Source organism: Pedobacter sp. 22163 (genome assembly GCF_052045595.1).
GTDB lineage: Bacteria > Bacteroidota > Bacteroidia > Sphingobacteriales > Sphingobacteriaceae > Pedobacter.
Window position 1 is genome coordinate 110,351 of sequence record NZ_JBQEPM010000005.1, and the last position, 25,155, is coordinate 135,505.

25 protein-coding genes are annotated in these 25,155 nt (G+C 39.0%); 15 read left to right on the top strand and 10 right to left on the bottom strand.

Annotated features, from left to right (window positions below):
* Positions 1-192 precede the first annotated feature (192 nt).
* The 11 genes from ACTJKN_RS14495 (at position 193) to ACTJKN_RS14545 (ending at position 8,909) form a co-directional block, all read left to right on the top strand.
* On the top strand, positions 193-1,308 hold the full coding sequence (locus ACTJKN_RS14495; RefSeq protein WP_440826033.1) for an XdhC family protein: 1,116 nt from the start codon (positions 193-195) through the stop codon (positions 1,306-1,308).
* Between the two features lie 3 nt (positions 1,309-1,311).
* Positions 1,312-1,902 carry a nucleotidyltransferase family protein gene (locus ACTJKN_RS14500; RefSeq protein ID WP_440826035.1) on the top strand — a complete coding sequence of 197 codons (591 nt, stop codon included), beginning with the start codon at positions 1,312-1,314 and terminating at the stop codon, positions 1,900-1,902.
* Positions 1,899-2,879 (top strand): GTP 3',8-cyclase MoaA, encoded by a 981-nt coding sequence (gene moaA / locus ACTJKN_RS14505; protein WP_440826037.1) that lies wholly within the window; start codon positions 1,899-1,901, stop codon positions 2,877-2,879. Before ACTJKN_RS14500 ends, moaA begins: the two co-directional genes overlap by 4 nt.
* A 7-nt stretch (positions 2,880-2,886) precedes the next feature.
* Entirely contained in the window at positions 2,887-4,065 is a 1,179-nt protein-coding gene (locus tag ACTJKN_RS14510) for a molybdopterin molybdotransferase MoeA (protein ID WP_440826039.1), read from the top strand.
* A gap of 3 nt (positions 4,066-4,068) precedes the next feature.
* On the top strand, positions 4,069-4,809 hold the full coding sequence (locus tag ACTJKN_RS14515; protein ID WP_440826041.1) for a sulfite exporter TauE/SafE family protein: 741 nt from the start codon (positions 4,069-4,071) through the stop codon (positions 4,807-4,809).
* Position 4,810: 1 nt separating this feature from the next.
* Positions 4,811-5,308, top strand: a complete 498-nt coding sequence (locus ACTJKN_RS14520; RefSeq protein WP_440826042.1) for a molybdopterin-binding protein — start codon at positions 4,811-4,813, stop codon at positions 5,306-5,308.
* Positions 5,309-5,483: 175 nt separating this feature from the next.
* Complete coding sequence (locus tag ACTJKN_RS14525) at positions 5,484-5,771, top strand: MoaD/ThiS family protein (protein ID WP_440826043.1); 288 nt, start codon at positions 5,484-5,486, stop codon at positions 5,769-5,771.
* A 5-nt stretch (positions 5,772-5,776) separates the two neighbouring features.
* Positions 5,777-6,883: a ThiF family adenylyltransferase gene (locus tag ACTJKN_RS14530; protein WP_440826045.1), complete on the top strand. Its 1,107-nt coding sequence runs from the start codon at positions 5,777-5,779 to the stop codon at positions 6,881-6,883.
* A gap of 1 nt (position 6,884) precedes the next feature.
* The gene (locus ACTJKN_RS14535; protein ID WP_440826046.1) at positions 6,885-7,328 is read left to right on the top strand and encodes a molybdenum cofactor biosynthesis protein MoaE; all 444 of its coding nucleotides are present in this window, start codon (positions 6,885-6,887) and stop codon (positions 7,326-7,328) included.
* A gap of 1 nt (position 7,329) precedes the next feature.
* On the top strand, positions 7,330-8,238 hold the full coding sequence (moaCB, locus tag ACTJKN_RS14540) for a bifunctional molybdenum cofactor biosynthesis protein MoaC/MoaB (protein ID WP_440826048.1): 909 nt from the start codon (positions 7,330-7,332) through the stop codon (positions 8,236-8,238).
* 329 nt (positions 8,239-8,567) lie between these two features.
* Positions 8,568-8,909: a hypothetical protein gene (locus ACTJKN_RS14545; protein ID WP_440826050.1), complete on the top strand. Its 342-nt coding sequence runs from the start codon at positions 8,568-8,570 to the stop codon at positions 8,907-8,909.
* A 1-nt stretch (position 8,910) separates the two neighbouring features.
* Here ACTJKN_RS14545 and ACTJKN_RS14550 read toward each other — a convergent pair whose 3' ends face one another.
* From ACTJKN_RS14550 to ACTJKN_RS14595, 10 genes are all read right to left on the bottom strand, one after another.
* A complete protein-coding gene (locus ACTJKN_RS14550; RefSeq protein ID WP_440826052.1) occupies positions 8,911-9,582 on the bottom strand; it encodes a hypothetical protein in 672 nt (223 codons plus the stop codon).
* 246 nt (positions 9,583-9,828) lie between these two features.
* A complete protein-coding gene (locus ACTJKN_RS14555) occupies positions 9,829-10,017 on the bottom strand; it encodes a cold-shock protein (RefSeq protein WP_025142821.1) in 189 nt (62 codons plus the stop codon).
* A gap of 163 nt (positions 10,018-10,180) precedes the next feature.
* Positions 10,181-10,471 carry a hypothetical protein gene (locus ACTJKN_RS14560; protein WP_057933358.1) on the bottom strand — a complete coding sequence of 97 codons (291 nt, stop codon included), beginning with the start codon at positions 10,469-10,471 and terminating at the stop codon, positions 10,181-10,183.
* A gap of 245 nt (positions 10,472-10,716) precedes the next feature.
* Entirely contained in the window at positions 10,717-13,140 is a 2,424-nt protein-coding gene (locus tag ACTJKN_RS14565) for a DUF4982 domain-containing protein (protein ID WP_440826054.1), read from the bottom strand.
* 369 nt (positions 13,141-13,509) lie between these two features.
* Complete coding sequence (locus tag ACTJKN_RS14570; RefSeq protein WP_440826055.1) at positions 13,510-14,400, bottom strand: SMP-30/gluconolactonase/LRE family protein; 891 nt, start codon at positions 14,398-14,400, stop codon at positions 13,510-13,512.
* Between the two features lie 58 nt (positions 14,401-14,458).
* Positions 14,459-16,219, bottom strand: coding sequence for an ABC transporter ATP-binding protein (locus tag ACTJKN_RS14575; protein WP_440826057.1), 1,761 nt, complete (start codon positions 16,217-16,219; stop codon positions 14,459-14,461).
* Positions 16,203-17,939, bottom strand: a complete 1,737-nt coding sequence (locus ACTJKN_RS14580; protein ID WP_440826059.1) for an ABC transporter ATP-binding protein — start codon at positions 17,937-17,939, stop codon at positions 16,203-16,205. The genes ACTJKN_RS14575 and ACTJKN_RS14580 overlap by 17 nt, the downstream gene beginning before the upstream one ends.
* Before the next feature lie 214 nt (positions 17,940-18,153).
* Positions 18,154-18,756, bottom strand: coding sequence for an LURP-one-related/scramblase family protein (locus ACTJKN_RS14585; RefSeq protein WP_230145212.1), 603 nt, complete (start codon positions 18,754-18,756; stop codon positions 18,154-18,156).
* A 192-nt stretch (positions 18,757-18,948) separates the two neighbouring features.
* On the bottom strand, positions 18,949-19,242 hold the full coding sequence (locus ACTJKN_RS14590; RefSeq protein WP_440826555.1) for a transposase: 294 nt from the start codon (positions 19,240-19,242) through the stop codon (positions 18,949-18,951).
* Positions 19,211-19,639 (bottom strand): IS110 family transposase, encoded by a 429-nt coding sequence (locus tag ACTJKN_RS14595; protein WP_440826061.1) that lies wholly within the window; start codon positions 19,637-19,639, stop codon positions 19,211-19,213. The genes ACTJKN_RS14590 and ACTJKN_RS14595 overlap by 32 nt, the downstream gene beginning before the upstream one ends.
* Before the next feature lie 394 nt (positions 19,640-20,033).
* Here ACTJKN_RS14595 and ACTJKN_RS14600 point away from each other — a divergent pair, with 394 nt between their 5' ends.
* The 4 genes from ACTJKN_RS14600 to ACTJKN_RS14615 all read left to right on the top strand — a co-directional run bounded on the left by ACTJKN_RS14600 (position 20,034) and on the right by ACTJKN_RS14615 (position 25,149).
* A complete protein-coding gene (locus ACTJKN_RS14600; protein WP_440826063.1) occupies positions 20,034-20,399 on the top strand; it encodes a hypothetical protein in 366 nt (121 codons plus the stop codon).
* 86 nt (positions 20,400-20,485) lie between these two features.
* Positions 20,486-21,181, top strand: coding sequence for an ABC transporter ATP-binding protein (locus ACTJKN_RS14605; protein WP_440826065.1), 696 nt, complete (start codon positions 20,486-20,488; stop codon positions 21,179-21,181).
* A gap of 15 nt (positions 21,182-21,196) precedes the next feature.
* Positions 21,197-23,704 (top strand): TonB-dependent siderophore receptor, encoded by a 2,508-nt coding sequence (locus tag ACTJKN_RS14610; RefSeq protein ID WP_440826067.1) that lies wholly within the window; start codon positions 21,197-21,199, stop codon positions 23,702-23,704.
* A complete protein-coding gene (locus ACTJKN_RS14615; RefSeq protein WP_440826068.1) occupies positions 23,704-25,149 on the top strand; it encodes an ABC transporter permease in 1,446 nt (481 codons plus the stop codon). The genes ACTJKN_RS14610 and ACTJKN_RS14615 overlap by 1 nt, the downstream gene beginning before the upstream one ends.
* Positions 25,150-25,155: the final 6 nt, after the last annotated feature.

Sequence of the window (25,155 nt, forward strand, 5' to 3'; positions counted from 1 at the left end):
GAGACAATAAGCATTTAGTTTACTTTATCAGTCAGATGGTAACATCTGACTACACAAATGACTGCCTAAATTAGAATCAAAAAATGCAAGCTTTTTATTCGTAATACTTCTTTAAAGGCTACATCTTCCTTTTGCGTTGGCTATTTGTAATAGATTATCATTAAATTGCATCCTCTATTGCATCAATCCCTAATGAAAGAAATTACCGATATCATAAAGGCATATCAAAAAGCAACGAAGGAAAAGAAAAAAACAGCCCTTGCAACGGTAGTTAAGGTAGAAGGTTCTTCATACCGTAGACCTGGTGCCAGAATGCTGATTACTGAAGATGGCCAGTTAACAGGCGCCATTAGTGGCGGTTGTTTAGAAGGCGATGCGTTGCGGAAAGCACTTTCGGCAATTGTAAAGCAAGAAAACAAATTAATTACTTACGATACTACCGATGAAGATGATGCCAAATTTGGCGTTCAGCTGGGCTGCAATGGTATTGTACATATTTTGTTCGAACCCATTATAGAAGAAGATGAGTTAAATCCCATTGCCATTTTAACCGCATTGCAAGACAAAAGAGAAAATGCAGTTTTGGCGACACTTTTTTCCCTAACAGATAAACTGCAGTTGGGTACAAGTATGCTTTTTAGAAATGAACCAATTCTCTCTAAAATCCCCAAAGCGATCTTCGATGAGACAATTAAAGATATCCATGAAGTTTCTGAACATAAGACCACCGCAATTAAAGCTTATAATTTTGACAACCAACAGATTGATGCCTTTCTTGAGTTTATCCACCCCCCAATTTCATTGATTATAGCTGGTGCAGGCAATGACGCACAGCCTTTAGCCGAAATGGCTTACCTTTTGGGTTGGGAAGTAACTGTGATAGATGGAAGGCCTACGCATGCTACCCCACAACGTTTTGCAAATGCAACCAAGGTTTTGGTGAGCAAACCTGAAAATGTGTTAGCTCAAATTCAGATAGATGAACAAACGGCTTTTGTATTGATGACGCATAATTACAATTACGACCTCGAACTACTTAAGTATCTATTGGCCACAAATGCTCCGTATATCGGCACACTGGGACCAAAGAAAAAGCTTGTCAGGATGTTAGATGAACTGGATTTGGAAACGCCAGCAAACCAATCACGTGTGCATGGCCCGATTGGACTGGATATTGGCGCAGAAACGGCAGAAGAAATTGCCATTTCTATTCTCGCCGAAATTAAATCTGTTTTTACAGGTGCTTCGGCCATGTTTTTAAAAGAGAAGAAAAAACCGATCCATGTTTACGAATTAAAAAGCAATTAAGCGTTGAAAACAGGCATTATCATATTGGCAGCTGGTAGTTCTTCACGTTTGGGAAGACCAAAACAGCTTTTGGATTACCAAGGAAAAACGCTCTTGCAAACCGTAATAAATGAAGCTTTAGAAACAAGTTGCAGACCTCTTATCGTTGTTTTAGGTTCAAATGCTAAAGAAATAGCCAGCCAGCATCACCATGATCAGGTTAATTTCGTTATCAATGAAAGTTGGGAAAATGGAATGGCATCGAGCATTATAGCCGGGCTTTCTGCTATAATCAGGAATAATAGCGAAATTGAAAGTATCATTATTGCTGTAGCCGACCAGGCTTTTATAAAAATGATTAACTTTAATAACTTAATCGAAAAGCAGAAAGAAACAGGTAAAAATATAATTGCCAGTACCTATGCCGAAACGATAGGAACTCCTGTCCTCTTCAAAAAAGATTATTTTGAAGCACTTTTATCGCTCACAGGAGCAGAAGGAGCAAAAAAGATACTCAAACAATATCCTGAAGATGTAGAAACAGTTGTTTTCGAACATGGAGAAATTGATATTGATACAGAAACAGATTATAACAATTTAATTAGCCAGCAATGATAGCAGATTCTTTTGGAAGAATACACGATTACCTGCGGATATCGCTTACCGATAACTGCAATTTTCGCTGCTTTTATTGCATGCCCGAAGAAGAATACGACTTCACCCCTGCCTCCCGGCTCATGCAAACCGACGAAATTATTAAGCTGGCAGAAATTTTTGTGGCCAATGGCGTAAAAAAAATCAGGCTTACAGGTGGTGAACCCTTGGTGCGAAAAGATGCAGCCCAAATTATTGCGGCATTGGGCAAACTTCCGGTTGAGCTCGTCATTACCACAAACGGAACCCGAATTGCCGAAATGCTCCCAGTGTTAAAAGAAGCAGGTATTAAAACCATTAATATTAGTCTGGATACATTACAACCTGAGAAGTTTTTTATGATTACCCGAAGGGATGTTTTCCATCAGGTACGCAGTAATATCGAACTGCTTTTGCAGCATAAAATCAAGGTAAAAGTAAATATGGTGGTGATGAAAGGGCTTAATGATAACGAAATCAATGATTTCATCAGTTGGACCAAACACAATCCAATCCAGATCAGGTTTATTGAATTCATGCCCTTTAGTGGTAACAAATGGACGAGCAATAAGATGTTTTCTTTAGATGAAATCCTATCCGTGGTCGAAAAAGATTTCACCGTATTACCTGTTAAAGGCGAACCGCATGATACGGCTAAAAGTTTCATGATCCCTGGTCATGAAGGCTCGTTTGCCATTATAAGCACCATGACCAATCCTTTTTGCGATACCTGTAACCGCATGCGCTTAACTGCTGATGGCAAACTCAAAAACTGCCTTTTTTCGGATGATGAAACCGATCTGCTTACGGCATTGCGGAAAAATGAAGATGTGCTTCCACTAATTCAATCGGCCATTTGGAGCAAAAAGAAAGCATTAGGCGGGCAATTGGTAAGCGATTTCGAAAAAATTGATGTGACCACCATTCAAAACAGAAGTATGATTACCATTGGAGGATAAAATTTTCATGATTAGCGTTAAAGAAGCAAAAGATCTCATTTCTAAAAACATCATAACACTCAACCCCATTTCAATCGATTTGGCAAAGGCATCAGGGCACATTCTTGCAGCCGATATTTATGCTAAATACGATATTCCTGCATTTAGTCAATCATCCATGGATGGTTATGCCATCAAGTTCGAAGATCACAAACAAGAACTCTCCTTAATTGGCGAAATGGCGGCTGGAACGGCAACCACCATGACCATCCGAAACGGCGAAACCAGCAGGATATTTACAGGTGCGCCTTTGCCAGAAGGTGCCGATACTGTGGTGATGCAAGAAAAAATCACACGCACAGATGGGAAAATCACCTTCCAGGATTCTAATTTAAAGCTTGGCTTAAACGTACGGAATAAAGGTTCAGAAATTATGGCCGGAGCGTTGGCAATGGAAAAAGAGAGCCTGCTCAGTCCTGCCGCTATTGGCTTTCTGGCCGGAATTGGGATTAACAAAGTTAGCGTTTATCCCATGCCAAAGATTTCGATTATTGTTACAGGAAAAGAATTACAACAACCGGGAAAAATACTCGATTTTGGGCAGGTATACGAATCGAATTCCTATTCGCTTTCTGCAGCTTTGAGATATGAAGGCATTGATCAAATTGCCATTTACGAAGCCGATGATGATCTCGAGATCCTAAAAAAAGTATTACAAACAGCGATAGAAAGCAGCGATGTTGTGCTGCTAACCGGAGGTGTAAGTGTAGGCGATTACGATTTTGTAATCGAAGCAGCAGCACATTGTGGCATCAAACAGATTTTCCATAAGGTGAAACAGAAACCTGGCAAACCTTTGTTTTTTGGCACAAAAGATCAAAAATTAATATTCGGACTTCCGGGTAACCCATCATCTGTACTCAGCTGCTACTATAATTACGTATTGCCATCCATTAAATCCTTATCCCATAAAAGCAATAGTGTAATTGAGGTTCAGGCAAAACTTACACATCCTTATTCCAAGGCCGCAGGACTAACCCATTTCCTGAAGGGTAAATATGAAAATGGGCTGGTTACCCCGCTTAGCGCGCAGGAATCGTATCGATTAAGCTCATTTGCACAGGCCAATTGTCTGATCTGCCTTGATGAAACCCAAGTACAGTTTAAAAAAAGCGACATCCTAACCGTAATGATTTTACCTAACTAAACCATGCAAGAAAGTTTCATCCTTTTTTACTGTTTACTTTTTATAGTTGCCTTTTTATATGCCTCAGTAGGGCATGGCGGAGCAAGCGGTTACCTCGCGCTGATGGCTATTTTTGCCATTTCGCCAGCCATCATGAAACCTACAGCATTATTACTCAATCTGTTTGTTTCCTCCACTTCATTTATTCAGTTTTACCGTGGTGGTCATTTTAAGTGGAAAACCTTTTGGCCTTTTGCGCTTGCCTCTATTCCGCTCTCTTTTGTGGGTGGTATGATGGTAATCGAAAGTTCAATTTATAAAAAAATCCTGGGGCTACTTTTACTCCTCCCGGTCATCCGTTTTTTCTTCTTTAAAAATACCGATCCAAAAGATTTCAAACCATCAAATATTCCGCTATCACTTGCCATTGGCGGTATTATCGGCTTACTTTCCGGTATGATCGGTATCGGTGGAGGCATTATCCTTTCTCCTATTCTGTTGCTTTTAAAATGGACGGATCAAAAACAGACCGCAGCCATTAGCGCAGCATTCATCTTCGTTAATTCGGTTGCTGGTTTAGGTGGCCAACTCATTAAAGGCTTCGAATTTAACAGCCACATGCTCGCCTATGTTTGCGTAGCTTTCGTGGGTGGCATTTGTGGGGCTTATTTTGGTGCTTTAAAATTCCCGCAAACCGTTTTAAAAAATGTTCTGGCCTGTGTATTGGCACTGGCCGCCTATAAATTACTATTTACACATGCGTAATATGAAATTTCTTATCATCGCCTTATTATTTTTAAGTTTTGCGGTAAATGCACAAGAGAGCAAGCAATTTGTAATCGAAGGAACGGTTAAAGCTCCGCTAACAGTTACTTTAGACAATTTAAGTGCTTATAAATCCGTTAGTTTGGATAGTATGACAATTTTTAACCACTTAATGCAGCGTAAAAGCAGCATTAAAAATATTAAAGGTGTGCTTTTGAAAGATATTTTGGCCAAGGTAGAAATAGATGCCAGCGTTCCAAAAAAATTAAGTGAATATTACCTGGTTTTTACTGCAACCGATAATTATAAGGTGGTGTACTCGTGGAATGAAATCTTTAATTCGCCTACGGGAAATCAAGTGCTGGTTTTAACCGGTTATGATACCAATCCTGCCAAGGCTGAAAAGGGAAATATCGCCATTATTACACCAAGCGATTTCGCTACAGGAAGAAGATTTGTAAAAGGATTGAGTAAAATCAGCATCTTACAGGTAAATTAGCAGCATGAAACCATCATGAGCAAACACTCTCACACGGTAATAATCCGAGCCTGCGAGCGCTTAAACACAAAAATCAAATAGAAACTTGTGAAACCATCATGAGTTACAAGTCACCAACAGAAATGCATATAAACTCATGATAGCTTCATAACAATTAAAAAACAAACATATACTGATGAAAAATATGCTCATGATAGCTTCATCACCGATAAAAAACAAAGATATACAGATGAAAATCGAATTGATTAGTTTTGGTAAAATTGCCGAGTTTATTAACAATCAAAATATTGAAGTTGATGGCATTGCTGATACCGATACTTTTAAACAGTATCTAGAAAATCAGTTTCCTGCTTTAAAAAGCATGAAATATAAACTTGCCTTGAATAAAAATATCATTCAGGAAAATACAGAAATTACCAACAATGCTACAATTGCCATAATGCCACCTTTTTCTGGGGGATAAACGATATGAGTGCAGAACGATATAACAGGCAGATTATCCTTAAAGGATTTGGAGAGGAGGCACAACAGCAGCTTTTAAGGGCAAAAGTACTGGTAATTGGTGCTGGAGGCTTAGGCTGTCCTGCATTACAATATCTTGCTGCTGCAGGCATTGGCCATATTGGTCTAGTTGATGACGATACCATTTCATTGTCCAATTTACATAGGCAGATTCTTTTTACTACAGCTGATATCGGAAAGCTGAAGGTAGAGGTTGCAGCAAAGCGCTTGCAGGAGATGAATACCCAGATCGGGATTATCCGTCATCCCATCCGTTTGCAGAAAAATAACATCCTCGATATTCTATCCAGATACGATTATATATTGGATGGTACAGACAATTTCGAATCCAGGTACCTCATTAACGATGCCTGTGCACTATTGAACAAACCGCTTATATTTGCTGCAGTTTCAGGCTTTGAGGGTCAGTTGGCCATATTTAACACTCCTGATCATTTAACGCCCAGCACCAATTACCGCGATCTTTTCCCCGTTCCACCCGATAAAGGAGAAGTAGCCAATTGTGCCGAAAATGGCGTTTTAGGTGTATTGCCGGGCATATTAGGTACCATGGCTGCCGCTGAAACCATTAAACTGATTGCCAAAATCGGGCTGCCGCTCACCAATAAAATTTTAAGTTACAACTTACTTACACAAGAACAATATACCATCAACATCAGTCATGGAGGCGGGTATACCCTTCCCAAAACTGTTGATGAATTTTTAAATATGGATTATCAGGATACGAGCGAAGGACCACAGGGATATATAGAAATTGATGCCAGTGAACTGGTTAAACTTCAGCAGTTAGAATCGACAATTTTAATCGATGTACGCGAAAGGCACGAAGTACCCATACTGGATAAACAGATTTTTACGCAGGTACCAATGTCAGAATTTGGCGCCTTTATGAGTAAAGAATTTTATCAAAAACATGTGGTTCTGATCTGCCAGCATGGCATCAGAAGTGTAGCCGCAGCAGAGGCCATGCAGGAAAAATATGGTGATGCAAAAAAAATATACAGTTTAAAAGGTGGTATCGTAAAATGGAGAGATCATTTTCTCAAACCCTAACATGAGCGAAAAAAAGATAAAAAACATATTTGTAAATGGCCCAATCGAACCTGCTTTTATAGCCGACAGTATTGCCAAACACAACAGCAAAACAGCTATTGGAGGCCATAGTATTTTTATGGGCCAGGTGAGAAAAGATGAAATTGAAGGCAAATTTGTTGCAGCGATAGCATATACGGCATATGAAGACCTTGCACTCGAAAAAATGCATCAGATCAGGGAAGAAATCTTCGAAAAATACCCACTCAATTGCATGCATATTTATCATAGTTTGGGCACAGTTAAAACAGGCGAAATCTGCCTTTTTGTTTTCACCTCGTCGGCACACCGTAAACCGGCAATGGCGGCCTGTAGTGAAGTGGTAGACCGGTTAAAAGCAGAATTACCGATCTGGGGAAAAGAAATATTCGAAGACGAAACCCACCAGTGGAAAGAAAATATTTAATATGGTAAACATCACAAAAAAATCCAACACCTTAAGGATTGCCGTTGCAACCGCTACTGTAAAGGTATCGAAGCAAGAAACCATTGATGCCGTTGAGCAACGCAAAATCCCCAAAGGCGATGTATTTGAATTTGCCCGTGCAGCGGGTTTATTTGGCGTAAAAAAAACCAGCGATGTAATTCCGGATTGTCACCCGCTTCCAATTGAATATACCGCTATTACTTACGAAATTGTTGGTTTAACCATCATTATTACGGTTGAAGTACATACCATTTACAAAACAGGTGTAGAAGTTGAAGCCATGCATGGTGCTTCGGTTACGGCTTTAACCATGTACGATATGTTAAAACCGATTGATAAAGGCGTTGAAATAGAAAATATTAGGCTTTTAAAAAAATCTGGAGGAAAATCTGATCTTAAAAATGCCAAATTCCCTGAACTAAAAGCGGCTGTTGTAGTTTGTTCGGATTCTATTTTCGAAAACAAAGCACAAGATAGCTCGGGCAAAGCGATTATTTCGAGATTAACCCAATGGGACATCAATGCCGGGAAGTATGAAATCGTACCCGACGAGATCAATATCATTCGGGATAAAGCCGGTGAATTAAGTGCAAGTGGTTATCATCTGATCATTTTTACCGGAGGAACAGGCCTTTCACCCCGTGATGTAACTCCAGAGGCCATTGCCCCCTTAATTGACCGCAATATCGATGGGATTATGGAAACTGCGAGACATTACGGACAGGAGCGCATGCCTTATGCCATGCTTTCTCGCGGCGTAGCTGGTTTTATCGGAGAAACATTGGTACTTACCTTCCCTGGCTCAAAAAGTGGTGTAGAAGAAAGTATGGATGCCCTATTCCCACAGGTTTTGCATTTATTTAAGGTAATTAAAGGCGAGAAACATTAGTTAGGATAAATCGTCATTTCGACCGCAGTGGAGAACCCGAAGGCTCTGCGAAGCAAAATCTTTTAACTTTGATTCCATAACTTTGGCACAAAGATCTCTCTCCCGAAAATTCGGGACTGCGCTACATCCGATTGCTATCGGGTTGATTGGGAACCACGGAGTGCTCATGAATGCCTCTAAATAAAAGGAAACCTTATGAATAATCGTAATGCAATAAGCTTTAAGATTCCCGCCTGCGCGGGAAAGACGAATTCGTTTAAATCAACAATATTAAATCTAAACAGCAAAAATGTTTTTTGTGATCAAAAATTAAGTCCTATTTTTGCGGCATGTCGTCTAAATATAAGATTTTATACTTTTTCCAAAATTCTGATACTGCTATTCTAGAAATTCAGCGTCTTGGTCTGCCTGATAATGCAGATGCAGAAGCGACCTACCACTGGCTTTACTTTGATAAAATTACAGGCTCGTTGATTAAATTATGGTTCAGGTCGATGGATTCTTCTACCGAAATTGAAGAACGTTATTTTGAGCAGGGTTATCTTAAATTCAATAAAACAGAGGCTACATATATCGAAAAACATAATTCTTCGCAGCAAAAACTTAATAACATGGGCAATAGAGCTATCGGAGATGAAATAAGTGCTTTATTAGAAAATTACCTGAAATAATTTAGGCCATTTCTGGAAGTTCTGATTCTAAACCTACTTTACTTAAAGGATAACGAGAACCGTGGAAATCTTGTAGCGACTGACAAAAACCAGGATACCATTCTTGTTTTTGCATGCTTTCTAAAAGCTGTGCACAGGCGAGTACATCGGTATCAGCCTGATGCAGTGCATGGGCAACAAAATTAACCACATCCCAAATGCCTTCCATCATAAAAAACCTAAATGTAGATAGGATTGCAGACCACTGTACTTTTTTGGCTTGTAGCAAAAAGAACCGGGAAACAGGACTACATAAACGCTTAAAGGCCATATAATCCTCTTCAGCACCTGCTAAGTTTAAAAGGCCATCCTTATAAGGAAGATTTACAATTTCTACAGCAATTTTATCACGGCCATGAAAATAAACACTTCCTGCACAGATGGAAGATATTGATATCAGGGATAAATGATCGTAGATTTCGGGATGCATTTTCAACTTCCCATTGCGCACAAATACCAATCCGCCCTTTTTAGCTGCTCCAACCTGTGTATTCATGGCCGATAAACTTAAGAGCTCAAATTCGCCCGCAAAGTTAAGTGCTGTTACAAACTGTGCTGCAGCCATAAAAGTACCCCGATCAAGAGGTTTGTTGCTTATAACAGGTTCCTGAATTGAAAAAATAGAAAGTTGCAAAAATATTTAATTTGTTTGGTTCCGGCCGACTAGATCGACATTAGCAAAAATAAAAATCCAATTCAGAAAACAACTATATAGATAGCGGGTAAAGCGGGTCAGATTGGTAATCAACTAGAAATGAGAACGAAATTTTTTCAACCTTTTTGTTCAGTTAATGATGTACCCGGTTTCGATGGCGAAATACAAAATATAAGGGCAAAAAAAAGCAGGACTAAATCCTGCTCAAAATCTTTTGGGGAAGAATTAAACAACTCTTACTTTCACTGCATTAAGGCCTTTTTTGCCTTCTTGAACTTCGTATTCAACTGTATCATTCTCTCTGATTTCGTCAATCAGGCCTGATGCATGCACAAAAATCTCAGATCCGCTCTCTTCTTTAATAAAGCCAAAGCCTTTTTCTGAGTTAAAAAATTTTACTGTTCCGTTTTTCATTATACTGGATGTTTTTAAATTAAAAACCAAAAATAGGATTAAAACCCAAAAACCAAAATTACTGGCAAACAAAATTGCTAATTATGCACAAAAGATTTACAACTGTAAAGATTATGGCTGCCATTTTACAGTTTAAGGTATTAACCACGAATGTTTATGAGCATTAAAAAGATTTTCCTTGCGTAATGGAAGAATACCAATTAATTGGGTGCGACCTTAAGTTCATGCCATCACTCTCAATATGATACAAGATAATCGGCATACTGAAATCGACAAAACGTTCTACCTGTCTGGAAAGTTTACCGAGAAAATCCATACTCGATATGCCTTCCTTTAAATGAACGTAAATTACACTGCCTGTTTTAAACTCAAAGCGTTCTACCACTCCTGGCCACTCTGCTTTTATCCTGGTGAGGAAAGCTTTGATTTTGGTTTCTTCTTTTAGATTTTCCATAAGCTTATCAGGTTTTTTAATATATGCTAATTTAAAAAATTATTCCAAATAAGATTAATTGTAACAGGACCTATACAATTCGTGTTAAAAAACAAAAGAGCCGCAGAATGCAGCTCTTTTAATGATAATTTTTCAACTAAAACGACAATTACTTATTATTAAAAAACTTAAAATCAATTATTTGAATAAAAAACATGTATGATTTTAACTTACACACTAAATAAAGATATATTTAATATGAAAGATTACTTTAGGGAAACAATTTCCAAACCTTCACTCTTTAATCCTTTTCCTTTAACATTTAATTGTATAGTTCCGCCTTTTTTATTTGACTGTACCACCACCACCAGTTTTCCACTGAATAATTTCATGGTTGGTTTTACAAACGATTCCAAAGAAGTAGCATCGCCGTTACAAACCGCTTTGAATGTCCCTGCTCCTTTTACTTCAAAGTTTAAAGCATTAGTGGCTATTGGACAAGGAATACCTTTTTGATCAACGACCGATACGGTTACAAAAGACAGATCTTTTCCATCGGCTGCAATCTCTTTTCTATCCGGTGTTAACACAATTTTATGAGGTTTACCTGCCGTAGTTATCTTTTCTTCGGCTACAGCTTTCCCATTGCTGTCAAAAGCTATAACCTTTAAGGTTCCTGGTTCGTATTTTACATCCATCCACATCAACCTGTAGCGGTTCTGTGACGTTGATTTATCTTTTTTACGTACACCCAAACTTTTACCATTCAAGAAAAGTTCGGCACTATCATAACTGGTGTATACAAAAACTGGCGTAGTTTGACCTTCTCTTCCCTCCCAGTTCCAATGTGGTAGTAAATGTAACGTTGGGGCAGCTTTATTCCAACGGCTTCTGTATAGGTAATAACGGTCTTTGGGTAAACCTGCCAGATCAGAAATCCCGAAATAAGAACTTCTTGATGGCCAGCTGCTATCATAAGGGGTTGGTTCGCCGAGGTAATCGAAACCTGTCCAAACAAATTCTCCAATTACCCATGGTTTATCGTCCTGCATTACAAAGTCATCGTCAGGTACATTAGACCAGCTACAATATTCAAGATCATAAGAAGAAGACTGAAAATCAGGATATTGTTTATCAAATCCTTTTACAACCGGAAATTTATATATCCCCCGGGAGCTTACCGTTGAGGCTGTTTCCGATCCCAAAATAAAGCCCTGTGGAAAAACCTTATTGGCTTCTTCATAAAGATGTACCCGGTAATTTAAACCTGGAATATCCATTAATGCACCAAAACCCGATTGCATGGTTGCCTTCACCTGATCCATCCCTACGGTAACAGGACGTGTAGGATCTTCGCGGTGGAAAATTTCCTGAAGCCATTTAGCCCTTTTAACACCTTCGGAACCAAACTGATCGGGCACTTCATTTCCCGAGCTCCACATCACGATACAAGGATGATTTTTATTGGCCTGTACCAGATTTACAATATCCTTTTCGGCACCGGTATTGAAATATAAATGGTAACCATTTTCTACCTTGGCCTTCGCCCATTCATCGAAACTTTCGGCAAGAAACATGAATCCCATTTCATCGCATAACTCCAATTGCTCGGGTGATGGCATGTTGTGCGAACTTCTGATGGCATCGCAGCCCATTTCTTTCAAAATCGTTAATTGTCTTTTTAATGCAGCGGTATTAATAGCAGCGCCAAGCGGACCAAGATCGTGGTGCAGGCAAACGCCTTTAAATTTTCTTACCTTGCCGTTCAGGCTAAATCCTACCCCAGCGCTGAAATTGATTGTTCTGATTCCAAATCTTGTTTTCACTACATCTTTCAATACCCCACCTTCATATACGCTCGATACCGAAGTGTACAAATAAGGCCTTTCGGGGCTCCAAAGTTTGGGATTGCTGATTTCGATATTTTGATCGGTTTCGTTTCCAAAGATTGATTTCGCAGTATCAATTGCCACCTGCATACCTAAACTATCTAAAATCTGCGTAACCAAACGAATACCTTTGCCTGTTAATTTGGTTTTGATATTCACTTTGGCAAATTCTTTCTTTACTATTGGGGTCGTTACCGTAATCCCCCATTGTTCGATGCTTTTTTCATCTTTGATGATTAAATGCACATTTCGGTATAAACCCGCCCCAGGATACCAACGAGAAGATTTAGGCATATTTTTAAGATGAATAGCCAACAAATTACCAGTCGTTTTTAAGTCGTTCGTGATGTCGATATAAAAGTAATTGTAACCATAATTCCATTGTCCAACCTGTTTCCCGTTCAGGTAAACACGAGGTTCGCTCATGGCGCCATCTATCTGTAGCAGCACTTTCTGGTTTGGTTTAAGCGCTGGGAGATTCAGTTTTTTTCGGTACCAACCTTCGCCAATATAAGGTAAGGCTCCTGTTCTGCCCGTTTTTTCAGTGGCTTTGCTTTCGCCGTTCTGAGTGATGGCGGTTACCTGTTTGTCTATTTCCTTATCAAAAGGTCCGCTAATGGCCCAATCGTGCGGAACAGAAACAGTTTCCCAGCGGGTATCATTAAAAGTAGCTTCGGCAGCATTCGGGAAATTTCCTTTTGAAAATTTCCAGCCTTCATCTAACAGGATTTCGGTTCTTTGGGCAGCAGCATTTAAACAAAAAATACCCACTAAAAATAGTGGTAATAATATTTTTTTCATCAGAAATTGTTTAGAATAAATTCGACAGCAATATAACTTCTTTTTAAGTTAACGCCATATCAATTAATCCCAGCTTTTCGGTGTTTTAAATTGATTGCAGCTTTATAGAACTTAACTAAGGTGCCGAAGGAGAATATCAGTGATATTTTTTTGCATTGTCTTTTTCAGAACAAGACAATTTAAAGTAAAAAAGCCCTTCAATCCTGAGAGGGCTTTTTCATAGTCGTCTATCCCTATAAGTAGGAATCCAAAACTAATTAATGCCTTTAATATTTTTAGGGGTTGAATAAACTGAACAGAAAAATTTTTCGGCTTAATTCATCTTTTATTTTTTGGCTTTACACGCGCTTAAATGGCTATAACAAACTATTACTCCACTCCCTTCGCATTCGTTGGAATAACATACAGCGATTTTGAAGCCGTAATAAAAAGCATGTTTTTGTCTTTTCCACCAAAACAAATGTTACCGCACCACTCTTCTGGTATATCAATATGACCGATTTTTTCGCCGGTAGGTTTGTAAATATTCACCCCTTTTCCAGTTACATAAATATTTCCATTACTGTCTAAAGTCATTCCATCTGAATGCTGATTAAGGAAAAGTTGCTTATCTGTTAATTTCGCATCGGCACCAATACGATAACGATAAGTTTTATTGGCGCTCATATCGGCCACATACAAAAATTTGCCATCCGGAGTACCTGCAATACCATTAGGCTTGATGATATCATCCGTCACGATAATGGCTTCTTTTTTTCCTTTCGGAAGATAATATACCTTTTGCCCCTGAATCTCAGGCGATTTCCTGGTCCAATAATCGCGCTGATAATAAGGGTCAGTAAAATAAATGCCTCCTTTAGCATCCAACCAGATATCATTTGGTCCATTTACCTTTTTGCCTTCATAATCGCTGAAGAGCACTTTTATCTTTTTGTTTTTATCGATAGACCAGAGCTGGTTATTCTCGTCGGCACAAACAATCAGGTTACCTTTTTTATCGAAATAAGTACCGTTTGCCCTTCCCGATTTGTCCATATATAGGCTCAGTTTGCCATCAATACTATATTTCCAGATTTTATCATTAGGCTGATCAGTAAAAAACACGTTTCCCTGTTTATCCACTGATGCACCTTCTGTAAACTTAAACTGCGAAGAAATCAACTTTAAACTATCCTGAACAAAAAGGTTTTGCCCTTCGCTTTGCGCAAAAGAGACGGTGCTTATGGCTGAAAGAGCCAAAAAGAGAAAATATTTTTTCATTGTATTTTTTTTAAATAAACCTTTCAGGTTTCAAAAACCTGAAAGGTTTATAAAGATATCAACTTACCCGTTTCCCTTTCAGTAACATATTTAATGCATCATTCAGCGTACCAGCTTTTTGCACTTCGCCTTCATTCACAAAATAAATTTCGTCGGCATTTTCGATGGTGTTTAAACGGTGTGCAATAATAACAAGCGTGGTTTCTTTCGACAGTTTATTTAAAATGCTTCCTAAAAGCTGTTCGGTTATGGTATCGATGTTGGCTGTAGCTTCATCAAGGATTAACAGTTCAGGATTTCTTAGCACTGCACGCATAAAGGCAATCAACTGTTTCTGACCCAAACTTATACTGTCCGATCCGGAAGTAATCTGTGTATTTAATCCTTCATCAAATATAGCTAAAAGTGCGTTTAAGTTGGCTTCTTCAATTATTTTCTCCAGCTGCACATCACTTACATCCTTATATTGACTATTGCCGTATAGAATATTTTCTTTTACAGTTCCGGTAAATAAAAATGGTTCTTGTAAAATGAATCCGATTTTTTGTGTTCTTTCTTCAGCAGAAAATGAACGGATATCTTTACCATTTAATAAAACCGTTCCTTTTGTGGCATCGTACAAACGCGAAATTAAAGAAGCAGTAGTGGTTTTTCCTCCTCCGGTTGGACCAATCAAAGCATAAGTTTTTCCTTTTTCAAATCTCAGGTTAATGTTGTGCAGAATCTCTTTGCTCTCGTCATAAGAAAAATGTACATTTTTAAACTCAAGCAAAGCATCAGAATTGATATTTTCGTCAACTTTGATCTGTTTTAGGTCACTTTCCAACGATAGGATCTGAGATATCCTGTCCCAACTGGCCATAGCCACCTGAAAACTTGTCCAAAGGGCAGCCAATTGCCTTAGCGGATTATAAAAATTTGTGGTATAAGCAATATAACTCACCAATAAACCCAATGTAAAGTTGCCGGTAGAAATCAGGTAAATACCAAATAATAAGGTAATCAGCTGTGCTATACTCGATAACAAACCATAAACCGGCACAAAAATATTATTAGCCAAACCTGCAACTATGGCTGTTTTATAATTTTCAGTATTGGCTTCATTAAAACGTTTCCTAAAATAATCCCTGCGGTTAAATGCAATAATCACTTTAAAGTTGTTCAGGCTTTCCTGTATTTCGGCACTCATTCCGCCAACGCTTTTTAAGTTTTTGGCATTTTTTCCTTTTACCCAGGGTGATAGAGCCATCGTGAAAAGAACGATTACCACCGCAGGCGAAAGTGTTGCGGCGCCCAGCTCTAAATTAATCGATAGCAAGAAAATACCGGCACCGATCATGGTTACAATACTACCTATAAACTGCATTAAGGACTGTGAGAAAAACTGGTTCAGCTTATCGGTATCATTATTTACCCTCGAAATCAGATCGCCAGCTTTGTTCTGATTAAAAAATGAAACCGGTAACTCCTGCAGTTTATTAAAAATGGCATTACGCAAAGTGTATAACATTCGTTGGCCTACTCCGCCCATCAACCTGGTTTGGGTGTAACCGGTAACCATGGCAATCATGTACATCACCAACAGTATACCACCAAAAATAAGCACACCATGAAACTGTTTGGTGCGGATATAGGTATCAACGGTATGGCCAACCAGTAATGGACCCAAAAGCAACAGACCTGAGTTAACCAAAATGGCAATCAGCGCCAACCAAAGGTTCTTACGTTCAGCCGAGATCAGTTTTAGCAGGCTTTTCAGCGCCTTCAAAGTAGATTGCTTTTCCTGCCTGGTGTTAAGCTGGTTAAGATTGTAGTTCATAATTACTGGTGCTCTGTTGTGAATTGTAAATCTGAACATATTCGGGACTGCTTTTCAGCAATTCCTGATGGGTTCCTTCTGCGATGATTTCGCCTTGCATCAGCAAAATCACTTTATCGTAATGTTCAACAGAAGCTATTTTTTGTGTAATGGAAAGTAAAGTTAAACCAGGATAATTTTGTTGGATGTTCTCCAAAATCCTTTTCTCCGTATTGGTATCAACACGGGCTGTAAAATCATCAAGCAACAAGATCTTTGGATTCACCGCTAAAGCCCTGGCCAGCATAATGCGTTGTTTTTGCCCACCCGAAAGGCTGTTTCCACGTTCCGAAACAATAGTATTCAATTGATCAGGTAAGGCATCTACAAAATCTTTCAGTTCGGCAGTAGCTATGGCTTTCGCTAAAGACTCATCTGTAACGGTATCGCTAAAGGCAATATTTTCCCTGATGCTCATGTTGAACATAATGCTGTCCTGAAATACGAAGCCAACCTGTTGGTGAAAATTCTCCTGGTTGTACTTTTTAATTTCTTGGTCATCGAACAGCACCACACCAGAATCCGCTTCAATAAGACCTGTTAAAATATAAAGTAATTGTGTTTTACCTGCAGCTGTAGGGCCGATAATAGCTGTTTTAGAACCTGCTTTAGCCGAAAATGAAACCGATTTTAAAACTGGTTTTTGTCCGAAACTCAAATTAAGGTCTTTCGCTTCCACATCCCCTCGCAATTGTGTGCTTAGCGTACCAGGGTGTTTAATTTCAGCAGCATTCAGCACGCTTTCTATCCTTTGGTAAGATGCCGTAGCCTGCGCAATTACATTGCTCATAAAACCGATTACCAAAATAGGAAATATAATGAGTGTGAGGTAGCTGCTAAAAGCGGTAAACTCGCCCAGGGTCATCGAATTGGTAATTACAAAATGACCACCAAGCACCAAAATGCACAAACCAGATAAATTGGCTGTAAAAACAATAACCGGAATCAAGGCTGCAAACATTCGCAGGATGGATATCCCTAAATCTCTCGCTTTGGCATTTGCATCTAAAAATTTATGGTATTCTAAAGTTTGAGAATTAATTACCCGTATCAGAGCCGAACCTAAAATACTTTCGCTGATTACTTTGTTTAACCAATCGATCACTTCCCTGCTCTTTTTGAAAAGCACTTTTACCTTGCTTAATACATAAAAAAACGCGCCGCCAATAATTGGTACAATCGCAATTACACAAAGTGCCAGTTTCCAGTTAATCATTAAGAGCAGGATGCTTGCGCCAACAATTAAAAATATAGACGAACAGATAGAAACAATAGCCTGCGAAACAAACATTTTAATCGAATCGGCATCGGCAGTAAGGTTGGTTAGCAGTTTTGAGGGATTAGCCTGAATAATGTAGGCATGGCTTTGTCTCGAAATCTGATCAGATAGCCTGGTTCTTAAATCTCTTGCCACACGTTCAGAAGCATAGGTTTGCACAATACTCTGCAAATAAGTAAAAATGAAAACCAGTACAATAGCCAGTGAAAACTGAAGCAGTATGGATTGAAGATTGAAAGTTTTGTTGGTATAAGAATCGATACCGCTTGCAATAATTTTTGGTAAGAGTAAGTTGATACCGTTACTGAGCAACGCAAACAGGATCAGCATAAAAATCAAGCCCCTGTAGTTTCCAAGTAAACTGAAAATACTCGGCTTTTTGGCTTCTTTGGTTTTTTCCATATCACTGAAGATACCTTAAATTGTAGGCTCCAAATTTAACCCAAAGAAATGATTAAATGAGAAAATAATTAATTAGAGAATGATTGAATTTTGAGTGAGTGAATGCTTAGAGGATTTTTATTAAATCTTTCGTTCCTTACATTCAATCATCCACTCATTTTATCATTCAATCATTCTCTCATTCAGTCACTCTCTCATTCAATCATTAACTTTCTTATTTACTTTCCTTCAAAACCATATCGATGGTTATGGCTGTGGCCACAATTGCAACTTTCTGATTGCTTTCGGCATAACTTGGATCGATAGATACATTGTATTTATCGGCCGTGGTGAAAACTTCTTTCAAAGCACCAGCCCACTTTTTGTTTATTTTGCCCATTTCCGCACCTGCATTATTGGTGATGCTAAAGTTCCAGGCCTTCCAATCACCAGATATTTTTGCGATCTCTTCTCCCGATGTTGGGCTCGAAATGGTAAAAGTTGGCTTGAAAAATTTAAATTTTTGTTTAATAATGCCCACTTCAACACCAAGCGGATCGGTCACAATAATTTTCGACATCCAGAAGGTCCAGCCTCTTGTAATGGTGGCCTGCAACTGGTCGTTAATATCGGTAATTTCTAATTTAAAAGGCATCATCCGCTTATCAACCAATAAGGTTAAAGCCTTTTGCCAGCCAGAAATACGCTGTTTAATAATCCCGATTTGAGCACCCTGATCGTTATAAACTTTGTACTCATTAGCAAACTTTAAAAAGTTTACTTTCTCATCAATAAAATACTCGTCGCTTAAAAAAAATGGAGGAATCTGCTTGTTCATATTGTAGTTTTAATATTAGATAAGCTGCTAAAATATATATTTTTTTTCATTGCGGGTTCAAGTAGCTGTGGGAGATCGTCATTGCGAGAAGGCTTTTTCAGCTGACGAAGCAATCTTTATGGCAAGGATCACTGGCATGAAAGATTGCTTCGTCATTCCTTCTCGCAATGATTGTTATGACTAATCCAAGTTTTATGCTGCTATTTTATAGTTGTTTTTATAATTAGTTTTACTTTTAATGACGGCTGCTACTCTAAGCACTATTTTGTTCCTGATGGCATTTAGAATACTCATACTATTTTTACCTTCATCCTTTTTTCTATTGTAGTAATTCTTAAATTCCTGATTATGCTGGATCAGTGATAAAGCACCTAAATGAAGTAACCTTTTGAGTTCTTTGTTTGCCATTCGGTGTACTCTGGGCTTTCCTTTTATACTAATCCCGCTAGTGCTCTCAAAAGGTGCAACGCCTGCATAAAACGGGATTTAAGGCTTCTGTAGCCTTTAATTCATCAGCTTCCTTAAACGCATAGCTGCATAAGCGCATACTGTCTATCTTGTCATTCTTCCCCCGGGCAATCCCAAAGCTCCATTTAATATGGGCAGCATTTCCAATATGGATTGGCAGACCTTTTTTGCTGCAGAAAGACCAGATCAGCCGATGGTAGATACCTGTATTTTCAATAACAACAAGTGAGTCCCCATCCATAGAAACACCATTTGCTTTAAGCCATTTCCCGAACAGTTTTATACCATCACCGGTATTAGCAAAGTGTCCGGTTTCAATACCTTGTTTTTTATGCTTTATAACAGCCATTAGGGAAACATCGAAGTAGGGCTTTGAGACATCAATTCCGATAAAAAATTTTGTTTTGGTAATCATGATGGCATTTTTTTATGTTTGTAATAATTACCTACTTTTCAACCCATCGATCCTAGTCCTTAATAATGGGTATTGCCCTAATTGTTATCTGGTCACTAAGGGAAAAACGGTAGCGGATTTTATCATTGCATAGGTATAAAAACCTTGACGATCTGTTAATGAGCCGCTACCGAGTTAGGTAATATTTGTATATTATTAATAGATAAAAATAAACTATAATTCCATTATACAAATCTAAAGGACGATGCCTATATTGGAGTCTGTCGATGATAGCGAAGTCAAAAGACAATAATATTAGTCCGCAGTTGATGAAACGACATCAAGTTAACCGGCTCAGTAATAACAGAACAACATAGTATTTGATTTATATATTTTTAAATGTAACTTTGTTGCATTGAAATATTCAGTGTACACATATCGCAAAGAAATTTTTGCCCGTATATGGGCGGTATTGCTGTTGGCGGTATTTCTTAATGCAACATTGATAGAAAGCCTTCACCATCATGGCGCCGAAAAAACCGGTTACAGCAAGCAAAGTTCTCAGGTGTATCCACTGAAACAATTGAGCTCGGCAAAGCTAAAATGTAAATTGTGCGAGGTGTTGAAACACCGATCGCACTTTTTCGATTTTCCTGCTCCTATTGCATTTGCTTTACCTGTAGTTAAACCAGCCATTAAACCTTGCGTGTACCTCATGAGGCATCCTGTTGCTTATATCTTATGCTGTGCCAATAAAGGCCCACCTAGCCTAATGGCTTAATCTTCATTCAAGAAGTTTCTTTTCATAACCTTAAAATTTACTCTGTTTAACGCACATGCCTGTTTGGTATGCGCCAATATTTTATTATGCTTCAAGCCATTTCATTATCCAAAAATTATCAATCTTATCAGGCCTTAAACCAGCTTAATTTAACTGTTAACCCCGGTGAAGTATTTTGCCTGCTGGGCCAAAACGGTGCCGGAAAAACCACTACAATCAATTTATTCCTGGGTTTTATTGAGCCAAGTAGCGGAAAAATCTTAATCGACAACGAGGAAATCTCTGCACACGATGACGAACGGCGGAAACATCTGGCCTACATTCCGGAGGTGGTTATGCTTTACAGCAATCTTTCGGCAATCGAAAACCTCGATTACTTTTCTAAACTGGCTGGGTTTAACTATGGTACTTCAAGCTTGATCGGTTTTTTAAAGCAATGTGGTTTACAGGAAGCTGCCCACCACAAACATTTATCGGGCTTTAGTAAAGGCATGCGCCAAAAAGTGGGTATAGCTATTGCACTGGCCAAAAACGCAAAGATTATTTTAATGGACGAGCCTACCAGTGGATTAGACCCAAAAGCCACCGCAGAATTTACCCAACTGGTTAAACAATTAGCTGCCGAGGGAAAATCAATTCTGATGGCTACGCACGATATTTTTAATGCGGTAAATGTAGGTTCGCACATTGGCATTATGAAACAAGGCGAATTGATCCATACCCTTAAAGCCAGCGACATTACTGCGGCCGATCTGCAGGAATTATACTTACAAACTATTTAAAAACAAATCCATTTCATGTACCCAATATATAAAGGTCTTTCTATTTTCCGTGCAATCTGTTTGTTATTGCTCTTCAGCACATTTAGCCTGGTCACTCTTGCTCAGATTAAGGTAAGTGGAAAAGTGATCGATACCCAAAACCAAGCTATCCAAAAAGCCACTATTAAATTTAAGAATGGGAAAGATCAACTGAATACCAGCAGCGATTCGCTCGGTAATTTTTCAGTTGTTTTACCTCAAATGGCCAATTATACCATCACCATTAGTGCCATAGGCTACAGCACTTTTAATCGCATTTACTCCGTTAATGGCATTGGTGATTTAAAACTGGATGCAATTGTGCTGCAAAGCGCCAACGAAGAATTGCAGACTGTTGAAGTGGTAGGTACCAATGGCAAAAAGTACTATGGCAACTACTCTTTTTCGGCCACTAAAACGGCTACTTTGAACAAGGACATTCCACAGGCTATTTCTTCGGTTTCGAAGGAATTAATTGCCGACAGGCAGGCGGCTGTACTGGCCGATGCGGTTAAAAATGTAACCAGCGTATCACAAAGCAGCTATTACAACCAATTTTCGATCAGGGGAATTAACCAGAACGAAGAGGGTGCTATTATTAATGGTATGCGTACCCGCCAATATTATTTTAACCAGCCTTTAACCAATAATCTGGAGCGGATAGAAGTAATAAAAGGTCCGGCAAGTGCTACATTCTCTAGCGTAGATCCAGGGGGAAGCATTAACCTGGTAACCAAAAAACCACTGACTGAAGATCGCAAAGAGATCAGTCTCTCGGCCGGAAGTTTCAGCACCATTAGAGGCGCTTTAGATTTTACTGGCCCTTTAAATGCTGATAAAACGCTGATTTACAGGCTTAATGTAGGTTATGAAGACAGTAAAAGCTTCAGAGACCTGCAATACAGAAAGGGTTACCTGATTGCCCCTTCTTTTTCGTACATCCCGAACGATCGAACAAGTTTAAATGTAGAAGTGGTAATGAACAACAGCAACTCAAGGTTAGACCGCGGACAGGCTATTTTTGGTGCAATTGCTGGTAAAACCGATTTAAAAAGTACACCGATCAGTTTTAATATGGGCGCCAGTAACGACCGTTTTAACAGTCAGGATTTAATGTTGATGACCAATTTTTCGCATAGCCTTACACAGGATATTGTATTTAATGTGGCCTATATGAAGCAAAACTGGAACGAGGATCTTTTAGAACATAGAACTACAAATGCTTTTGGCGTTGATGAAAACAATCAACCTATCCCTACGTTAGCGGCCATGCGTGCCGTTCAGCGTCAGCAAAAATGGCGAACCGACAACTTAAGCACTTATTTTAGTATAAACGCCAATACTTTTAGCCTAAGCCATAAGCTGGTAATCGGGTACGATAGAATAAACACTCAGAAACTGCGTGGCGGAGGCGAAAACTCGGCGCAGGGCTACCGTTTAAAAGATGGAACCATTGCGGCAAGGTACGATCCCACAAAAAAAGACCTCTATTTATTTAAGGTCGTAAATGGTATAAATGCACCAGTGCCGAATGTAGAGCACTTTAATCTGTCCAACCCGACCTATACCATTAAAAATTTAAGCGATTACGTTTTTACCAAAACAGAAATTCCGGCCGCATATAATTTGGTTAATGCAGTCTACCTGCAAGATCAGATAAAATACCATCAACTTACCTTAACATTGGGTTTACGACAAGAGTGGTATGAGGATTACAGCAATTACAAATTGGCTACTGAAAAGAAAATTTATCAGCATAAGCTTTTGCCAAGGGCCGGAATTACCTATGCCATAAACACAAACATTAACCTTTACGCAACCTATTTACAAGGGTACCAGCCGCAAGGCAATACCTCAACTCTGGTTATTGTTCCACCACCTGCAGGCACCAATTTTAAACCTTTAGAAAGTGATTTAAAAGAAATTGGTGCAAAATCCGAATGGTTGAATAAAAGTTTAATGGTTAACATTTCGGTATTCGAAATTAACCAGAAAAACCTATTGATGAATGCAAACGATCCATTGGATGTAAACCGCCTGATAGAACGTGGTGCCCAATGCAGCCGTGGTGTCGAATTCGAAGCTTCTGGTTTTATCAGGCCTAACTGGCAGTTTAATGCAGGTTATAGTTATGTAGACGCCATTATTAAGGATGATTTTAATCCTGATTTAATTGGTCAAAGGGTGCAGAACACACCAAAACACAGTGCCAGTTTATGGACACGCTACAATTTTGAAACCCTTAAGCTAAAGGGAATAGGTTTTGGAGCTGGTTTACAGTATAGTGGCACTAAACTTCCGCTGTACATCAGAGATTTTGTATTGCCTGCTTATACCCTGGTAGATGCTGCGCTTTATTATTCTCCAGCTGGTTCTAAAGTGCAACTGGCTGTAAATATGAATAACATTTTAAATAAAACCTATTGGGTTGGCGCACAAAACTATCTACGCCTTTTCCCTGGTACACCAAGAAATGTAATGTTTAACGTAACCTATAGAATATAATGCCAAATAGAATAAGCACTATAGCCAAACAAACTTTTAAAACCGCCCTTAATAACAGGGCCACCTTAGCCTTAACCCTTTTATTAGGTTTATCGCTTGGTTTGGCCACTTACGTGGGCTGGCAGAATTTTAAAACACAAAACAATCAGCGCCTGCACTATAAAGAATTGGTTAGGGCACAATGGTTGGCAAAACCAGATAAACACCCACACCGGATGGCGCACTATGGTTACCTCGCCTTTCGCGAGAAACATGAACTGAGTTTCTTCGATTTTGGAATAGAAAGTTTTGCCGGTGTATCGATCTTTTTAGAAGCGCATAAACAAAACACAGTAAATTTTAGTGAAGCAGGTTTTTCTAACGGAACGTTGCGCTTCGGCGAAATCAGTGTAGCCATGGTGCTGCAGCTCCTGGTACCACTTCTCATTTTCTTCTTAGGTTACAACAGCATTTCGGCTGAGCGCGAATCGGGGACATTAAAGATCCTGCTATGCCAAAATGTAAGCTGGAAACAGCTCCTCTGGGGCAAAACATTGGGCATAATTGCTGTTTGTTTGTCGATATTTATCCCCCTTATGCTGCTTACCATTTTGTTATGGGCCTCGCTGAGTCATTGGCAGATTAGTGGTGATGCCAGTTTGCGCTTAACGGTATTGATACTTAGCTATGCGATCTATTTCTTCATTGTATCTGCCATTACGGTTTTAGTTTCGGCTTTTGCACGCAGTTCTAAATCAGCTTTAACTACTTTATTGGCCTGCTGGATATTTTTTATGGTTATTATGCCCAGGATCACCCAGGCAATCGGCGTCAAAATTTACCCCTCCCCATCTAAAATAGAGTTTGCCGATGCCATTGCTACCGACATCCATAAACAGGGCGATAGCCATAATCCAGATGACCCACATTATGCTGCTATTAAAGACTCACTGCTCAAAACTTACGGTGTTACCGATGTAAAAAAACTGCCTTTTAACTATGGTGGTTATATTATGGCAGAGGGCGAAAAAATAACCTCAAAAATTTACAGCAACCACCAAAAGGAGCTGAATAAAATTTTTGAAAAGCAGAACAGCATTACAACGGTAGCAGGTTTCATTAACCCTTACTTATCCCTCAAACATATTTCGATGGCCTTAACAGCCTCTGATTTTGATACTTTTGTTGATTTTCAGAATCAGGCAGAAGCCTACCGTTATCAGCTGGCGCAAAAGATGAATAAACTACAGATTGATAAGATCAGTAACATTGCCCCGGGAGAAGAAGAAAAACCTTTGGCTATTAGCAAGGCAAACTGGGCCGAGCAACCTGATTTCAATTACCACTTTGGCAAATTAAGTTCAGTAATAACAAATGAGTTATTGGCACTGAGTGCTTTAACCTGTTGGTTATTGGCAACGGTCATGCTGTTACAATACACGACCAGGTGGATTAAAACGATATAGCGATTA

Excerpts from the sequence above, each read along its gene's own strand:
- ACTJKN_RS14495 (WP_440826033.1), top strand. The coding sequence starts at position 193 with ATGAAAGAAATTACCGATATCATAAAGGCATATCAAAAAGCAACGAAG.
- moaA (WP_440826037.1), top strand. The coding sequence starts at position 1,899 with ATGATAGCAGATTCTTTTGGAAGAATACACGATTACCTGCGGATATCG.
- ACTJKN_RS14510 (WP_440826039.1), top strand. The coding sequence starts at position 2,887 with ATGATTAGCGTTAAAGAAGCAAAAGATCTCATTTCTAAAAACATCATA.
- ACTJKN_RS14515 (WP_440826041.1), top strand. The coding sequence starts at position 4,069 with ATGCAAGAAAGTTTCATCCTTTTTTACTGTTTACTTTTTATAGTTGCC.
- ACTJKN_RS14520 (WP_440826042.1), top strand. The coding sequence starts at position 4,811 with ATGAAATTTCTTATCATCGCCTTATTATTTTTAAGTTTTGCGGTAAAT.
- ACTJKN_RS14525 (WP_440826043.1), top strand. The coding sequence starts at position 5,484 with ATGAAAAATATGCTCATGATAGCTTCATCACCGATAAAAAACAAAGAT.
- ACTJKN_RS14530 (WP_440826045.1), top strand. The coding sequence starts at position 5,777 with ATGAGTGCAGAACGATATAACAGGCAGATTATCCTTAAAGGATTTGGA.
- ACTJKN_RS14535 (WP_440826046.1), top strand. The coding sequence starts at position 6,885 with ATGAGCGAAAAAAAGATAAAAAACATATTTGTAAATGGCCCAATCGAA.
- moaCB (WP_440826048.1), top strand. The coding sequence starts at position 7,330 with ATGGTAAACATCACAAAAAAATCCAACACCTTAAGGATTGCCGTTGCA.
- ACTJKN_RS14545 (WP_440826050.1), top strand. The coding sequence starts at position 8,568 with ATGTCGTCTAAATATAAGATTTTATACTTTTTCCAAAATTCTGATACT.
- ACTJKN_RS14555 (WP_025142821.1), bottom strand. The coding sequence starts at position 10,017 with ATGAAAAACGGAACAGTAAAATTTTTTAACTCAGAAAAAGGCTTTGGC.
- ACTJKN_RS14560 (WP_057933358.1), bottom strand. The coding sequence starts at position 10,471 with ATGGAAAATCTAAAAGAAGAAACCAAAATCAAAGCTTTCCTCACCAGG.
- ACTJKN_RS14565 (WP_440826054.1), bottom strand. The coding sequence starts at position 13,140 with ATGAAAAAAATATTATTACCACTATTTTTAGTGGGTATTTTTTGTTTA.
- ACTJKN_RS14570 (WP_440826055.1), bottom strand. The coding sequence starts at position 14,400 with ATGAAAAAATATTTTCTCTTTTTGGCTCTTTCAGCCATAAGCACCGTC.
- ACTJKN_RS14575 (WP_440826057.1), bottom strand. The coding sequence starts at position 16,219 with ATGAACTACAATCTTAACCAGCTTAACACCAGGCAGGAAAAGCAATCT.
- ACTJKN_RS14580 (WP_440826059.1), bottom strand. The coding sequence starts at position 17,939 with ATGGAAAAAACCAAAGAAGCCAAAAAGCCGAGTATTTTCAGTTTACTT.
- ACTJKN_RS14585 (WP_230145212.1), bottom strand. The coding sequence starts at position 18,756 with ATGAACAAGCAGATTCCTCCATTTTTTTTAAGCGACGAGTATTTTATT.
- ACTJKN_RS14595 (WP_440826061.1), bottom strand. The coding sequence starts at position 19,639 with ATGATTACCAAAACAAAATTTTTTATCGGAATTGATGTCTCAAAGCCC.
- ACTJKN_RS14605 (WP_440826065.1), top strand. The coding sequence starts at position 20,486 with ATGCTTCAAGCCATTTCATTATCCAAAAATTATCAATCTTATCAGGCC.
- ACTJKN_RS14610 (WP_440826067.1), top strand. The coding sequence starts at position 21,197 with ATGTACCCAATATATAAAGGTCTTTCTATTTTCCGTGCAATCTGTTTG.
- ACTJKN_RS14615 (WP_440826068.1), top strand. The coding sequence starts at position 23,704 with ATGCCAAATAGAATAAGCACTATAGCCAAACAAACTTTTAAAACCGCC.